This is a genomic window from Pseudomonas putida S13.1.2, from assembly GCF_000498395.2.
Lineage (GTDB): Bacteria > Pseudomonadota > Gammaproteobacteria > Pseudomonadales > Pseudomonadaceae > Aquipseudomonas > Aquipseudomonas putida_Q.
Genome location: NZ_CP010979.1, coordinates 6,183,116 through 6,198,668 on the forward strand (window position 1 = coordinate 6,183,116; position 15,553 = coordinate 6,198,668).

A 15,553-nucleotide genomic window follows, 5' to 3' on the forward strand; every position below is an offset into this window, starting at 1 on the left:
TCTCTAATTAAGGCGAATATCACCCCAAGGTATCGGCCGAATTAAGGCAAAGCTTGAGCAGAGGATTACAGAGATGTCGGAAACTTTGACCATAGTTGTGGGGGCTGGCCCAGATGGCCAGCCAGTCGGGCAGGCGATGCGGCTGGCCAACCGCCATGGCCTGGTGGCGGGCGCGACGGGCACCGGCAAGACCGTGACCTTGCAACACCTGGCAGAAACGTTCAGCGACGCAGGCGTGGCCGTATTCGCAGCCGATGTCAAAGGTGATTTGTGCGGGCTGGGGGCTGCCGGGGCGCCGCAGGGCAAGGTGGCCGAGCGAATCGCCGGCATGCCCTGGCTGGGGCACACGCCCCAGGCCTACCCGGTAAGCCTCTGGGACATCGCCGGGCAGTCCGGCCACCCGCTGCGCACTACCCTCAGTGAAATGGGGCCGTTGCTGCTGGGTAACCTGCTGGAACTGACCGACAGCCAGCAGGCGGCGCTGTATGCGGCATTCAAGGTGGCCGACCGTGAGGGCCTGTTGCTGCTGGACCTCAAGGACCTCAAGGCGCTGCTCGCGCACCTGAAGGACAACCCACAATTGCTGGGTGAAGACAGTGCGCTGATGACAACGGCCTCCACCCAGGCGTTGTTGCGGCGGCTGGCGACCCTGGAACAGCAGGGCGCCGAGGCGCTGTTCGGCGAGCCGGCGTTGCAGCTTGAAGACCTGCTGCGGCCGGACTCCGATGGCCGTGGGCGCATCCACCTGCTCGACGCCAGCCGGCTGGTGCATGAAGCGCCCAAGGTTTACGCGACCTTCCTGTTGTGGCTGCTGGCCGAACTGTTCGAGCAGTTGCCCGAGCGAGGTGATGCCGACAAGCCGGTACTGGCGTTGTTCTTCGATGAAGCGCACTTGCTGTTCAACGGTACACCCAAAGCCCTGCAGGACCGCCTGGAGCAGGTGGTGCGGCTGATCCGCTCCAAGGGCGTTGGGGTATTTTTCGTCACCCAGTCACCGGGTGACTTGCCGGATGCAGTACTGGCCCAGTTGGGTTTGCGCATTCAGCATGGCTTGCGGGCGTTTACCGCCAAGGAGCAGAAGTCGCTGAGGGCGGTGGCCGATGGCTTTCGCCCGAACCCGGCGTTCGACACCCTGGCGGTGCTGACCGAACTGGGGATTGGCGAGGCGTTGGTGGGGACGCTGGAGGAAAAGGGCACGCCCGCCATGGTGCAGCGGGTGCTGGTTGCTCCGCCGCAATCGCGTATCGGGCCGTTGAGTGCCGCCGAGCGCGCTGCGCTGATTGCTGCTTCGCCGCTGACGGGGCGCTATGACAGGCCGGTGGACCGTGAGTCGGCCTATGAAATGCTCACCCAGCGCAAGGGCGAGGCGGTGGAGCCGGCGCCGCAACCCAAGGCGGATGAAGAGAGCTTTGCCGACAAGGCCGGCGACTTCTTGCAGGGGGCGGCGGGGCAGGCGATCAAGTCGGCCGTGCGCCAAGCAGCCAACCAGTTGGGGCGGCAACTGGTGCGCGGGTTGATGGGATCTTTGCTGGGGGGCAAGAAAAGGTAGTTTTCCTGTACCGGCCCTATCGCCGGCAAGCCAGCTCCCACAGGTACTGCACAGGCCTGGTGGGCGGTGCGGTACCTGTGGGAGCTGGCTTGCCGGCGATAGGGCCGGTACAGGAATGCCCCCTATGAAAAAGGCGCCATGAGGCGCCTTTTTCTATTGCGGTATCACTCAGCCAATGGCTTTGGACGCCAGCCAGAACAGGCCGGCCGCCAGGCCCATCGAGGCCGGCAGGGTCAGGACCCAGGCCAGCAGGATGGTCTTCACCGTGCCGCCTTGCAGGCCGCTCTTGTTGGCGACCATGGTGCCGGCCACACCGGACGACAGCACGTGGGTGGTCGATACCGGCAAGGCGAACACGTTGGCCATGCCGATGGCGCAGGCCGCCGTGATCTGTGCCGACATGCCCTGGGCATAGGTCATGCCCTGTTTGCCGATCTTCTCACCAACGGTCAGTACCACACGCTTCCAGCCAACCATGGTGCCCAGGCCCAGGGCCAGTGCAACGGCCACGATCACCCAGAACGGCGCGTACTCAGTGGTGGCGGTAAGGTCTTTGCGCAGTTTTTCCAGGTCGGCCTTTTCACGGGCGTCGAGGCCTGGCAGCTTGCCAACCTTTTTCGCGGTGTCATCCAGGCACAGCAGGTAGCGGCGCACTTCAACGCGTTTGTCGGCATCCAGGCTGTGGTAGTCGGTCACGCCCTGAAGCGAGGACTGCAGCGCGGCGATGGTCGGCTCGGTCTGCTGCGGGTTGCAGCTGAACTTCTCCGGCAGGTCGCTGGACTTGGCCTTGCCCAGTGCCAGGAAGTCGCCCAGGGTGGCGGCGTTGCGCTGGTAGAACTGGCTCATGTGCAGGGTCGCGTCGCGGGTACGCTCGATCTGGTAGGTGGTGCTGTTCAGGTCGAGTACGAACTTGGCCGGGACAATACCGATCAGCACCAGCATGATCAGGCCGATGCCTTTCTGGCCGTCGTTGGAGCCGTGCACGAAGCTCACGCCCATGGCCGAAACCACCAGGACCATGCGGTTCCAGAATGGCGGGTGCTTCTTGTCGTCGAGCTTGCGGCGCTGGTCGGGGGTCTTGTGCATCTTCGACAGCGGGCGCCACCACTTCAGGCCGATCAGCACCAGGGCTGCAACGGCAAAGCCGGCCATTGGCGAAACCACCAGCGACATGGCGATGTCGATTGCCTTCTGCCAGTTGACGCCATCACCCAGCGGGATGTCGTTGATCAGGGCGTTGGCCAGGCCGACACCGAGAATGGAGCCGATCAGCGTGTGCGAGCTGGAGGCGGGGATGCCGAAGTACCAGGTACCCAGGTTCCAGGTGATGGCCGCAGCCAGCAGCGAGAAGACCATGGCCAGGCCGTGTCCGGTGTTCACATTGATCAGCAGCTCTACTGGCAGCAGGTGCACGATGGCATAGGCCACCCCCACACCGCCGAGCAGAACGCCAAGGAAGTTGAACACGCCGGAGAAGAACACGGCGAGGTGCGGCGGCATGGCTTTGGTATAGATGACTGTAGCTACCGCGTTGGCGGTGTCATGAAAGCCATTGATGAACTCGAAGGCGAGTACGAAGGTCAAGGCGAGCAGCAGGCTCACCAACACCCAGGCATCCAGTCCGCTGAATAAATCGATCATGAAGGTTGTCTGGCGGGTATAGGGGGGCGGGATTATGCCAGAAAACCTTGGCAATCGATGCACCTGCTACAGACCGAAGGCAATCTTCATGGCGTGAGCACCCGGTGTGAGCAGGGGTATTCAGGCTAGGAAATGTCAGCTAAAAAGCGCAAAGCGTGGCTAAAACAGCCTAAAAATCAAAGAAATGGCCGTGCCGTCAGTATTCAAACGATCGTATGAAATTTGTGTAATTCCATTTCATCATCGGTCAGGCGGTAAAGATCGACCGCGCCCGGGCTGGCCGGGCGGCGACGCGCTGGCGTGGTCCCAGGTCAGGGATTGTCGCTGCGCAGTTCCTTTTCGATGCGTTCCAGTTCCTGGTTGAACGCCTGGTCGCGCACGCTGGCACGCTTGCGCCAAGGTTTGCGTTCCGGGTCCGGTTGTGCGGCGTAAGTGGTGACTTCGCCACCGTAAACATCCTTGTAACGTTCAGCCTGGCGCTCGAGTTCTGCGCGCAGTTCATCTTTCGTCACATGCAGTACCTGAATTAAGTGTGATGACTGTTGTTATGCGTCGTGCAACATGCACATGCCCTGCAGGCCGCAACGGCTACATAGCGGGAAGGTTCCATTACCCTGCCCGTGTCGGGGCCTGCGCCCTCGATTATAGCAACCGATAATTCGCCGAACATTGTTATTTACCCAACCCTGACAGCATCTGACGCAACTAGTGGCAGGTGCCGGGAACAGTTCGGACGCTTCGTACAAGTTTGAAAGGCATCGCGGATAAAAGTTCGCTGCAATGCCGGGGGCAACGCCCGAATGAAAAACGGCCTCGCCAAAAGGCGAGGCCGTTGCCTGGGGACTTCTACGGTGGGTACCTGACCAGTCTCTCCAAAGAAGCCACAAGTGGCATGAGAAAGGTATAAGCAAAAGTGTCAGCGGTCAATTGCGATTATCGGCCGTTTGTTCGATAATCGCACGAGTGGGCGTTTTTTTTGAGGTGTGCGATGAGTGACGAAACCCTGGTCAACGATTCGGTCAATGCAGAGCCGGCGCGACCCGCCTCGGCGGCCATGGCGCCGCCGATCGTGGCTTCCCCGGCCAAGCGCATCCAGGCATTTACCGGCGATCCAGACTTCATGACTTCCCTGGCGCGTGGCCTGGCCGTGATTCAGGCCTTTCAGGAGCGCAAGCGCCACCTGACCATCGCCCAGATCAGCCACCGCACCGAAATCCCCCGCGCAGCGGTGCGCCGATGCCTGCACACGCTGATCAAGCTGGGTTACGCCACCTCCGACGGGCGTACCTATTCGCTGCTGCCCAAGGTGCTGACGCTGGGGCACGCCTACCTGTCTTCGACGCCACTGGCGATCTCGGCCCAGCCTTATCTGGACCGCATCAGTGACCAATTGCACGAAGCCGCCAACATGGCCACTCTTGAAGGCGACGACATTCTTTATATAGCGCGTTCGGCCACGGTGGAGCGGCTGATATCGGTCGACCTGTCTGTGGGCGGGCGCCTGCCGGCCTACTGCACATCGATGGGGCGCATCCTGCTGGCGGCCATGGACGACACCAGCCTGCGTGAATACCTGGAGCGTGCCGACCTGAAGGCACGCACCAGCCGTACCCTGCATGACCCCGAGTCACTGTTCGCCTGTATCCAGCAGGTGCGCGCCCAAGGCTGGTGCGTGGTGGACCAGGAGCTGGAGCAAGGGCTGCGGTCGATTGCAGTGCCGATCTATGACGCTTCGGGGCAGGTGTTGGCGGCATTGAACGTGAGCACCCATGTGGGGCGGGTGACACGCAGTGAGCTGGAACAGCGCTTCCTGCCGATCCTGCTGGCGGCCAGCCGGGACCTTTGCCATCAGTTGTTTGGCTGAGATTGCAGGGGGCCGCAAAGCGGCCCAATCGTCGGCAAGCCGAACTCCCACGGAAACTGTGAAAGCCGCGAATGCGCAATACCTGTGGGAGCTGGCTTGCCGGCGAATGGGGCGCGGAGCGCCCCCTTTCACATTTAGAACAGGCAAAACGGTTTCTTGTGCGATAAACGCACAGTGTTGCTCCGGGCGAATTGCGCCACCGCCGCCCGCTGATTAATGTCTCTCGCAACGGTCGGCCAAGCCGACCGAACAAAAAATACAAGAGGCACTTACCATGAATACTGTCCACTTGCTGCTGCGGCCGCACCCGCACGCAGCACCGTTATATCCAGGCTGACGCAGGCCATATTTCCCAATCATCGTCCTCTGTGCCGGTTGCCCGTGTGCAGTGGTCTGGCTGTGCCCTACATTCTGGATAACAACAATGAACCAAGCGCAAAACAGCGTCGGCAAAAGCCTCGACGTCCAGTCGTTCATCAATCAGCAGCCGCTGTCCCGCTACCAGTGGCGGGTCGTGTTGCTGTGCTTCCTGATCGTCTTCCTCGATGGCCTGGACACTGCCGCCATGGGCTTCATCGCCCCGGCGCTGTCGCAGGAGTGGGGTATCGACCGGGCCAGCCTGGGCCCGGTGATGAGCGCCGCATTGATCGGCATGGTGTTCGGTGCCTTGGGCTCCGGGCCGTTGGCTGACCGCTTCGGCCGCAAAGGCGTGCTGGTGGGCGCGGTGCTGGTGTTTGGCGGTTTCAGCCTGGCCTCGGCCTATGCCACCAACGTCGACCAGTTGCTGGTGCTGCGCTTCCTGACCGGCCTGGGCCTGGGTGCCGGCATGCCCAATGCCACCACGCTGCTGTCCGAATATACCCCTGAACGCCTCAAGTCGCTGCTGGTGACCAGCATGTTCTGCGGCTTCAACCTGGGCATGGCCGGTGGTGGCTTCATTTCCGCCAAGATGATCCCGGCCTATGGCTGGCACAGCCTGCTGGTAATCGGCGGCGTGCTGCCACTGCTGCTGGCGCTGGTGTTGATGGTGTGGTTGCCGGAGTCGGCGCGGTTCCTGGTGGTGCGCAACCGTGGTACCGACAAGATCCGCAAGACCCTTTCGCCCATTGCGCCGCAGGTGGTGGCCGAGGCGGGTAGCTTCAGCGTGCCAGAGCAAAAGGCCGTGGCCGCGCGCAGCGTATTCGCGGTGATCTTCTCCGGCACTTATGGCCTGGGCACCATGCTGCTGTGGCTGACCTACTTCATGGGCCTGGTAATCGTCTACCTCCTGACCAGCTGGCTGCCAACCTTGATGCGTGACAGCGGTGCGAGCATGGAGCAGGCCGCGTTCATCGGTGCGCTGTTCCAGTTCGGCGGCGTGTTGAGTGCCGTGGGTGTGGGTTGGGCCATGGACCGCTACAACCCGCACAAGGTAATCGGCATTTTCTACCTGCTGGCCGGGGTGTTCGCCTACGCCGTAGGGCAGAGCCTGGGCAACATCACCGTGTTGGCCACCCTGGTGCTGATTGCGGGTATGTGCGTGAACGGTGCGCAGTCGGCGATGCCGTCGCTGGCAGCACGCTTCTACCCGACCCAAGGCCGTGCCACGGGTGTATCGTGGATGCTGGGTATCGGCCGCTTCGGTGCGATTCTCGGGGCCTGGAGCGGCGCGACGCTGCTGGGCCTGGGCTGGAACTTCGAGCAGGTGCTTACGGCGTTGCTGGTGCCAGCGGCACTGGCGACCGTAGGGGTGATTGTGAAAGGGCTGGTGAGCCACGCCGACGCGACCTGAGGAGCGGGGCGGGTCGCTTTGTTGGCCATTCGCAGCACAAGGCTGTTCCTGCATGGAGCGGCCTTGTGTCGCGATAGGGCTGCGCAATAGCCCCGGCATGCAGATAAGTAGCAGTGCAACAAATGGTTCGATAATCGCACGAATAGTCGATTATCGGATTGTAAGCCTACCGCCACTCTCCTTAATCTGAGCCCATCGAAGCACCCTGACCAGTAGCCTCCAAACGTACCGCCGCGGCCCATGGCCAGTGGCAGGAGAAGCCTAATGCGCGACGTATTTATCTGTGACGCCATCCGCACCCCGATCGGCCGCTTCGGCGGCGCCCTGGCGGGTGTGCGTGCCGACGACCTGGCTGCCGTGCCACTCAAAGCGCTGATCGAGCGCAATCCTGCTGTGCAGTGGGACCAGGTTGATGAAGTGTTCTTCGGCTGCGCCAACCAGGCCGGTGAAGACAACCGCAACGTGGCGCGCATGGCGCTGCTGCTGGCCGGCCTGCCGGAAAGCATCCCGGGCGTCACCCTGAACCGCCTGTGCGCGTCGGGCATGGATGCCATCGGCACCGCCTTCCGTGCCATCGCCAGCGGCGAAATGGAGCTGGTGATTGCCGGCGGCGTCGAGTCGATGTCGCGCGCACCGTTCGTCATGGGCAAGGCTGAAAGCGGTTATTCGCGCAACATGAAGCTTGAAGACACCACCATCGGCTGGCGCTTCATCAACCCGCTGATGAAGAGCCAGTACGGTGTGGACTCCATGCCGGAAACCGCCGACAACGTGGCCGACGACTATCAGGTTTCGCGCGCTGACCAGGACGCTTTCGCCCTGCGCAGCCAACAAAAAGCTGCCGCCGCCCAGGCTGCTGGCTTCTTCGCCGAAGAGATCGTGCCGGTGCGCATTGCCCACAAGAAGGGTGAAACCATCGTCGAGCGTGACGAGCACCTGCGTCCGGAAACCACGCTGGAGGCGCTGACCAAGCTCAAGCCGGTCAACGGCCCGGACAAGACTGTCACCGCCGGCAACGCGTCGGGCGTGAACGACGGTGCTGCGGCGCTGATCCTGGCGTCGGCAGAGGCGGTGAAGAAGCACGGCCTGACCCCGCGTGCCCGGGTACTGGGCATGGCCAGCGGCGGTGTTGCACCACGGGTGATGGGCATTGGCCCGGTGCCGGCGGTGCGCAAGTTGACCGAGCGCCTGGGTGTGGCGGTGAGTGATTTCGACGTTATCGAGCTTAACGAAGCCTTTGCCAGCCAAGGCCTGGCGGTGCTGCGTGAGCTGGGTGTGGCCGACGATGCGCCGCAGGTGAACCCTAATGGCGGCGCAATCGCCCTGGGGCACCCGCTGGGCATGAGCGGTGCACGCCTGGTGCTGACTGCGCTGCATCAGCTGGAGAAAAGCGGCGGGCGCAAGGGCCTGGCGACCATGTGTGTGGGTGTCGGCCAAGGTCTGGCGCTGGCCATCGAGCGGGTGTGACCTTACCGGCCTCTTCGCGGGTGAACCCGCTCCCACAGGGATCCACGCAACCCCTGTGGGAGCGGGTTTACCCGCGAAGAGGCCGGACCTGTCAGACGTAGGGCCAATTGCCAGCCAGATAGCGGAACGAGTGTGTTACCAGGTATGTCTAGACTTACCTAGGACCCTCCAGGAGTAAAACCGTCATGACCTCAACCTATTACACCGGCGAAGAACGCAGCAAGCGCATCTTCGCTATCGTCGGTGCCTCATCTGGCAACCTGGTGGAATGGTTCGACTTCTACGTCTACGCCTTCTGCGCTATCTACTTCGCCCCGGCCTTCTTCCCCTCCGACGACCCTACCGTGCAGCTGTTGAACACGGCCGGTGTGTTCGCCGCAGGCTTTTTGATGCGCCCCATCGGTGGCTGGATCTTCGGCCGCCTCGCTGACCGCCATGGTCGCAAGAATTCCCTGATGATCTCGGTGCTGATGATGTGCTTCGGCTCCCTGATGATCGCCTGCCTGCCCACTTACGGCAGCATCGGCACCTGGGCCCCGGCGCTGCTGTTGCTGGCCCGCCTGATCCAGGGCCTGTCGGTGGGTGGCGAATACGGCACCACCGCCACCTACATGAGTGAAGTGGCCCTGCGTGGGCAGCGTGGCTTCTTTGCCTCGTTCCAGTACGTCACCCTGATTGGCGGCCAGTTGCTGGCCGTGCTGGTGGTGGTGATCCTGCAGCAGCTGCTGACTGAAGATGAACTGCGGGCCTGGGGCTGGCGCATTCCATTCGTGGTAGGGGCCATTGCCGCCCTGATCTCGTTGATGTTGCGCCGCTCGCTGCACGAGACCAGCAGCGCCGAAACCCGCAATGACAAGGATGCAGGTTCGATTGGTGGCCTGTTCCGCAACCATGCGGCTGCCTTCATTACCGTGCTGGGCTACACCGCTGGCGGCTCGCTGATCTTCTACACCTTCACCACCTACATGCAGAAGTACCTGGTCAACACCGCCGGCATGACGGCGAAAAACGCCAGTTACGTGATGACCGGCGCGCTGTTCCTGTTCATGGTGCTGCAGCCGTTCTTCGGCATGCTGTCCGACCGCATCGGCCGGCGCAATTCCATGCTGCTGTTTGGCGCGCTCGGTACCCTGTGCACTGTGCCGCTGCTGATGGCGCTGAAAACAGTCACCAGTCCGTTCATGGCCTTCGTGCTGATCAGCCTGGCGTTGTGTATTGTCAGTTTCTACACCTCGATCAGCGGCCTGGTGAAGGCCGAGATGTTCCCGCCACAGGTGCGTGCGCTGGGTGTGGGGCTGGCCTATGCAGTGGCCAACGCGGCCTTTGGCGGCTCCGCCGAGTACGTGGCCCTGGGCCTGAAGACCCTGGGCATGGAAAACACTTTCTACTGGTACGTGACGGCCATGATGGCGATTGCCTTCCTGTTCAGCCTGCGCCTGCCGAAGCAGGCCGCGTACCTGCACCACGATGACTAAGGACGTGGCATGACCAACCAATTGTTCGACGCCTACTTCACCGCGCCGGCCATGCGCGAGATTTTCTCCGACCGTGGCCGCTTGCAGGGCATGCTCGATTTCGAAGCCGCGCTGGCCCGTGCCGAAGCCGCTGCCGGGCTGGTCCCGCACAGCGCCGTGGCCGCCATCGAGGCGGCATGCCAGGCCGAGCGCTATGACGTGGGGGCGCTGGCCAATGCCATCGCCACCGCTGGCAACTCGGCAATCCCGCTGGTGAAGGCGTTGGGCAAGGTGATTGCCAGTGGCGTGCCCGAGGCCGAGCGCTATGTGCACCTGGGCGCCACCAGCCAGGACGCGATGGACACCGGTCTGGTGTTGCAGTTGCGCGATGCCCTCCACCTGATCGAAGCAGACTTGGGCAAACTGGCCGATACCCTGGCCCAGCAGGCCTTGAAGCACGCCGATACGCCAATGGTGGGCCGCACCTGGCTGCAACACGCTACCCCGGTGACCCTGGGCATGAAACTGGCTGGCGTGCTGGGGGCATTGACCCGCCATCGTCAGCGCCTGCAAGAGCTGCGCCCGCGCCTGTTGGTGCTGCAGTTCGGCGGCGCCTCGGGCAGCCTGGCCGCTCTGGGCAGCAAGGCGATGCCGGTGGCCGAGGCCCTGGCCGAGCAACTGAAGCTGACCCTGCCCGAGCAACCCTGGCACACCCAGCGTGATCGCCTGGTGGAGTTTGCCTCGGTGCTGGGCCTGGTGGCCGGCAGCCTGGGCAAGTTCGGCCGCGATGTCAGCCTGCTGATGCAAACCGAGGCGGGGGAGGTGTTTGAGCCTTCCGCACCGGGCAAGGGCGGCTCTTCGACCATGCCCCACAAGCGCAACCCGGTGGGCGCTGCGGTGCTGATCGGTGCCGCGACCCGCGTGCCGGGGCTGGTATCGACGCTGTTTGCCGCCATGCCCCAGGAGCATGAGCGCAGTCTGGGCCTGTGGCATGCCGAATGGGAAACCCTCCCGGACATCTGCTGCCTGGTCTCCGGCGCGCTGCGCCAGGCCCAGGTGATTGCCGAGGGCATGGAAGTGGAGGCAGCGCGCATGCGCCGTAACCTCGACCTGACCCAGGGGCTGGTGCTGGCAGAAGCGGTGAGTATCGTCCTCGCCCAGCGCCTGGGCCGCGACCGTGCTCACCACTTGCTGGAACAATGCTGCCAGCGCGCCGTCGCCGAGCAGCGCCACCTGCGTGCAGTACTGGGTGATGAACCGCAGGTCAGTGCCGAGCTGTCTGCCGAAGAACTCGATCGCCTGCTCGACCCTGCCCATTACCTGGGCCAAGCCCGCGTCTGGGTGGCGCGCGCTGTATCCGAACATCAACATTTCACTGCCTGAAGGAGACTGCTGTGGCGCATTTGCAACTGGCCGATGGCGTTTTGAACTACCAGATCGATGGCCCGGAAAACGCCCCGGTGCTGGTCCTGTCCAACTCGCTGGGTACCGACCTGGGCATGTGGGACACCCAGATTCCGCTGTGGAGCCAGCACTTTCGCGTGCTGCGCTACGACACCCGTGGCCATGGCGCATCGTTGGTCACCGAAGGCCCATACACCATCGAACAGCTGGGCGGTGACGTGCTGGCCCTGCTCGATGGCCTGGACATCCAGAAAGCGCATTTCGTCGGCCTGTCGATGGGTGGCCTGATCGGCCAGTGGCTGGGTATCAACGCCGGCCAGCGCCTGCACAGCCTGACCCTGTGCAACACCGCCGCCAAGATCGCCAGTGACGAGGTGTGGAACCCCCGTATCGACACCGTGCTCAAGGGTGGCCAGCAGGCCATGGTCGACCTGCGCGATGGCTCCATCGCCCGCTGGTTCACCCCAGGCTTTGTCCAGGCCCAGCCTGAGCAAGCCCAGCGCATTTGCCAGATGCTGGCGCAAACCAGCCCGCAAGGTTATGCCGCCAACTGCGCAGCGGTGCGTGATGCCGATTACCGTGAGCAACTGGGCCGCATCCAGGTGCCCGCGCTGATCGTTGCTGGCACCGAAGACGTGGTCACCACCCCTGAACATGGCCGCTTCATGCAGGCCGGTATCAAAGGTGCCGAGTACGTCGACTTCCCGGCAGCGCACCTGTCCAACGTCGAAATCGGTGAGGCGTTCAGCCGCCGCGTGCTCGACTTCCTGCTGGCTCACTGAGGACAACGCCATGGATGAGAAACAACGTTACGACGCCGGCATGCAAGTGCGCCGTGCGGTGCTTGGCGATGCCCACGTGGACCGCAGCCTGGAAAAGCTCAATGACTTCAACGGCGAGTTCCAGGAGATGATCACCCGCCACGCCTGGGGTGATATCTGGACCCGCCCGGGCCTGCCGCGTCACACCCGCAGCCTGATCACCATCGCCATGCTGATCGGCATGAACCGCAACGAGGAACTGAAACTGCACCTGCGCGCCGCAGCCAACAATGGCGTGACCCGTGAAGAGATCAAGGAAGTGCTGATGCAGAGCGCGATCTATTGCGGCATCCCGGCGGCCAATGCCACGTTCCACTTGGCTGAGTCGGTGTGGGATGAACTGGGTGTAGAGTCTCGACAGCAGTAATGCCTGCACTGGCCCTCTCGCCGGCAAGCCAGCTCCCACAGGGATTGCATCAGGCCTGAGGGCAGTGCAATCCCTGTGGGAGCTGGCTTGCCGGCGATAGGGCCATGGAATGTTTACATGACCGTGTTCTTCTGACGCATGGCTACCGGGCCTGCGTTGTTTTCTACGGCCTGTTTCAGGGCCGGGCACAGGCCCAGCATGAACGCTGCTTCCGCCACCACGAACAGCGGCCCGATGATCAGGCCGCTGACATCGTCGACAAATGCAGGTTTGCGGCCTTCGTAGTAATGGCCGACGAACTGGATGATCCAGCCCACCAAGAATGCCCCCAGCCCGGTGCTGAGCCACAGCGTTGTTGTCTGTACGGCCAGCACTTGGCCGACCCACAGGCACAAGCCCAGCAACAACCCCATCACCAGGCCGAAGCGCAGGTCCAGGCGCAGGTAGAACCACACCGAGGCCGCCGCTGCCAGCAGGGCAGGGGACAGCCACATGCCAGCTATTTCCCAACCTGGGCGTGACAGCAGGATGGTGACTGCCAGCACGATCAAGGGGATGCCGACGAAGTGGGTGGCGATGTTGCGCGGATCGCGGTGGTAGCTGGCGTATTGGCTCAGGTGGTCGACGAGGGTTTTCATTGTTGTGCCTCCCTGGTGTGCCTGATCTAGGTGTATTGCCTGTACCGGCCCTTTCGCGGGTGAACCCGCTCCCACAGGGATCCACGAAACCCTGTGGGAGCGGGTTCACCCGCGAAAGGGCCGGCACTGGCAACCCATATAGCTCAGGATAGCCCGCAGCCACCACTATCATCAGCTCAGCGAATGGCAGCAGCCCGCACTGGCGTATCCAGCCCCACCAGCGTCTCGATCATCGCCCGCGCCGCCGGCGACAATCGGTAGCCGCTACGGCTGACCACCCCGCAACGCACGCTCAACACCTCCAGCGCCGGCGGCAGGTTGCGCCAGTGCAGGCGCACCAGTGTGCCCGCGGCCAGGTCCTCGGCCACGGCCTCCTCGCTGGCCGTGCCGATGGCGTCGCTGGCCCGCACCACGCTGCGCAGTATGGCCAGGTGCTCGGTCTGCAGGTGCGGGATGAAGTCGCTGCGCCCGCTCAGGTTGGCCAGGCGCTTGCGCACGCCGGGGGCGAGCAGGGCGCTGGCCAGTGGGTAGCTGAACAGGTCGTTGGTCGACAGGCTGTCCTTGGCCAGCAATGGGTGGCCCGGGCGGCAGAAAAACAGGCCGGGGCGTGGCGACAGAGGCTCGGTGTGGAAGTTGGGGTCGGCTTCGAACGGGCGGATATCGTCGACAAAAAACTCGATCTGTTCACGGCGCAGGGCCTGGCCGAGGCGTTCGGCATTGTCCACCAGCAACGAGGTGCGGATGCCGGGGTGGTGCTCGATGAAGTGGCGCAAGGCGTCGGGGACCAGGCGCACCGCCAGCGCCGGGCCGCTGCCGAAATGCAGCTCGCCGGCGTCGAGCTTGGTCATTTGCAGCACCTCGTTGCTCAGTTGCGCAGCGCCCTGCACCAGGCGGCGTGCGTGTTGCAGAACCACCAGGCCCTCGGGGGTTGGCTGCAGGGCCTTGCTGGCGCGGTCTACCAGCGGGCAGCCGAATGTGTGTTCCAGGCCCTGGATGGCGCGGCTGAAGGCGGGTTGGGTGATGCCCATGGCCTCGGCGGCACGGACGAAACTGCGGTATTCGGTGAGGGCGATGAAGTAACGCAGCTGGCGGAGGTCCATGTCACGGCTCTGGGGCGGGAATCAGGGCCCTATTCAAGCTGTTACAGCTTATGTCGTCAAAGAAGGTTTATGGATTTGGTTATTTCTTTTGGTTATTTGCAAGGGCTTCTGGCCTCTTCGCGGGCATGCCCGCTCCCACAGGTAGGGCGCAGAATTCAAGGCTGGTGCAATCCCTGTGGGAGCGGGCGTGCCCGCGAAGCATTCAAAGGAGATTCAGCGGGTAACTCACGATCAGCCGGTTCTCGTCAAAGGCGTTGGTGCTGAAGTCCCGGCGCATGGTGGAGTTGCGCCATTTCACCGACAGGTCCTTCAAGCTCCCCGACTGCACCACATAGGCCAGTTCGGTCTCGCGAGCCCATTCCTTGCCATCATCCACGCTGCCCACGGTGACGTTTTCACCCTTGATGTAGCGGTTCATCAGGGTCAGCCCTGGCACGCCAACGGTAGCGAAGTTGAAGTCATGGCGCAGCTGCCAGGAACGCTCCTTGGCATTGTCGAAGCTGGAGTTGTAGCTGTCGTTGGCCAGGGTGCCGCCACTGGTACCGTTGACCCGCATCCAGGCATCGTCGCCGCTGACCTTCTGCAGGCCCACGTAGAAGGTGTGGCCCTGATAGCGCGCCGAAAGCATGGCCGAGGCGGTGCGGTTGTCCAGCTCGCCGGCGCGCTCTGCGCCGTCTTCTTTGCCGATGAAGTAGCCCAGGTTGGCGCCCAGGGTCCACTCGCCCAGCGGCTGGCTGTGCGTCAGGTTGAGGTATTGCTGGTGGTAGATGTCTTTGAGCTGGGCATCCCACAGGCCGATCATGGTGCGCTTGTCGTTGAAGGTGTACTCGCCGCCGCCGAAGTTGAAACGATCGGAGGTGAACGCCCCTTTGCCGTTCATCGACATGTCTTCCATGCTGGCGTCGTTGCGCGGGCTGTTACCGCGGAACTGGCCGGCGTACAGCGTCAGGCCGGCAATTTCTTTGGAGGTCAGCTGGCCACCGCGGAAGGTTTGCGGCAGCGAGCGGCCATCGTCCGAGCGCAGGATGGGCAGTACCGGCATCCATTCACCCACTTTCAGCTCGGTTTCCGACAGCTTGGCTTTCAGCGCCACACCCAGGCGGCCAAAATCATCGGCCGGGCGGCCGTCGTCATGCACGGGCAGCAGGTGTGTGTTGGTGGTGCCTTTGCCGCCGTCGAGCTTGACCGAGTACAGGCCCAGCACGTCCACCCCGAAACCGACGGTGCCTTGGGTGAAGCCGGAGCGGGCGTCAAGAATGAAGCTTTGGGTCCATTCTTCGGCCTTGCCCTGCGCGTTGGCCGGGTCGACGAAATTGCGGTTGATGTAGAAATTGCGCAGGTTGAGGGTGGCCTTGGCGTCCTCCATGAAACCACCTTCGTTGGCGGCGAACACGGGGAGGGCGCAGGACATGGCCAACAGGCCGGGCAGCAGCTGGCGTGCGGGTTGCAAAGTGCTCATCTGTCGTGGATCTCTTGT

The 15,553-nt window shown here is 63.2% G+C and carries 13 protein-coding genes; 8 read left to right on the forward strand and 5 right to left on the reverse strand.

Features of this window, described 5'->3' with window-relative positions; genetic code table 11:
• Positions 1-73 precede the first annotated feature (73 nt).
• Positions 74-1,549: a helicase HerA-like domain-containing protein gene (locus N805_RS27355; RefSeq protein ID WP_019471169.1), complete on the forward strand. Its 1,476-nt coding sequence runs from the start codon at positions 74-76 to the stop codon at positions 1,547-1,549.
• A 168-nt stretch (positions 1,550-1,717) separates the two neighbouring features.
• Here the strand turns inward: N805_RS27355 and N805_RS27360 are convergent, their stop codons facing one another.
• Both N805_RS27360 and N805_RS27365 read right to left on the reverse strand, forming a co-directional pair.
• On the reverse strand, positions 1,718-3,190 hold the full coding sequence (locus N805_RS27360) for an inorganic phosphate transporter (protein WP_026034661.1): 1,473 nt from the start codon (positions 3,188-3,190) through the stop codon (positions 1,718-1,720).
• A 311-nt stretch (positions 3,191-3,501) separates the two neighbouring features.
• Entirely contained in the window at positions 3,502-3,702 is a 201-nt protein-coding gene (locus tag N805_RS27365) for a hypothetical protein (protein WP_016488886.1), read from the reverse strand.
• A 542-nt stretch (positions 3,703-4,244) separates the two neighbouring features.
• Here N805_RS27365 and pcaR point away from each other — a divergent pair.
• The 7 genes from pcaR to pcaC all read left to right on the forward strand — a co-directional run bounded on the left by pcaR (position 4,245) and on the right by pcaC (position 12,338).
• Complete coding sequence (gene pcaR / locus N805_RS27370; RefSeq protein ID WP_033732052.1) at positions 4,245-5,054, forward strand: pca regulon transcriptional regulator PcaR; 810 nt, start codon at positions 4,245-4,247, stop codon at positions 5,052-5,054.
• A gap of 424 nt (positions 5,055-5,478) precedes the next feature.
• Positions 5,479-6,825, forward strand: coding sequence for an MFS transporter (locus tag N805_RS27375; protein ID WP_016498119.1), 1,347 nt, complete (start codon positions 5,479-5,481; stop codon positions 6,823-6,825).
• A 264-nt stretch (positions 6,826-7,089) separates the two neighbouring features.
• Positions 7,090-8,292: a 3-oxoadipyl-CoA thiolase gene (gene pcaF / locus N805_RS27380; RefSeq protein WP_019473392.1), complete on the forward strand. Its 1,203-nt coding sequence runs from the start codon at positions 7,090-7,092 to the stop codon at positions 8,290-8,292.
• Between the two features lie 185 nt (positions 8,293-8,477).
• Positions 8,478-9,767 (forward strand): MFS family transporter, encoded by a 1,290-nt coding sequence (locus tag N805_RS27385; protein WP_016488882.1) that lies wholly within the window; start codon positions 8,478-8,480, stop codon positions 9,765-9,767.
• Between the two features lie 9 nt (positions 9,768-9,776).
• Positions 9,777-11,129 (forward strand): 3-carboxy-cis,cis-muconate cycloisomerase, encoded by a 1,353-nt coding sequence (locus N805_RS27390; RefSeq protein ID WP_019473384.1) that lies wholly within the window; start codon positions 9,777-9,779, stop codon positions 11,127-11,129.
• Positions 11,130-11,140: 11 nt separating this feature from the next.
• Positions 11,141-11,932 carry a 3-oxoadipate enol-lactonase gene (gene pcaD, locus N805_RS27395; protein ID WP_019473385.1) on the forward strand — a complete coding sequence of 264 codons (792 nt, stop codon included), beginning with the start codon at positions 11,141-11,143 and terminating at the stop codon, positions 11,930-11,932.
• A gap of 10 nt (positions 11,933-11,942) precedes the next feature.
• Positions 11,943-12,338, forward strand: coding sequence for a 4-carboxymuconolactone decarboxylase (gene pcaC, locus N805_RS27400; protein WP_019473386.1), 396 nt, complete (start codon positions 11,943-11,945; stop codon positions 12,336-12,338).
• 113 nt (positions 12,339-12,451) lie between these two features.
• On the opposite strand, the gene N805_RS27405 is transcribed toward pcaC, so the two are convergent.
• The 3 genes from N805_RS27405 to N805_RS27415 all read right to left on the reverse strand — a co-directional run bounded on the left by N805_RS27405 (position 12,452) and on the right by N805_RS27415 (position 15,535).
• Positions 12,452-12,976 carry a DUF962 domain-containing protein gene (locus N805_RS27405; RefSeq protein WP_019473387.1) on the reverse strand — a complete coding sequence of 175 codons (525 nt, stop codon included), beginning with the start codon at positions 12,974-12,976 and terminating at the stop codon, positions 12,452-12,454.
• 176 nt (positions 12,977-13,152) lie between these two features.
• Positions 13,153-14,076 (reverse strand): LysR family transcriptional regulator, encoded by a 924-nt coding sequence (locus N805_RS27410; RefSeq protein WP_019472693.1) that lies wholly within the window; start codon positions 14,074-14,076, stop codon positions 13,153-13,155.
• 202 nt (positions 14,077-14,278) lie between these two features.
• Positions 14,279-15,535, reverse strand: a complete 1,257-nt coding sequence (locus N805_RS27415; protein ID WP_019472694.1) for an OprD family porin — start codon at positions 15,533-15,535, stop codon at positions 14,279-14,281.
• Between the last annotated feature and the right edge of the window lie 18 nt (positions 15,536-15,553).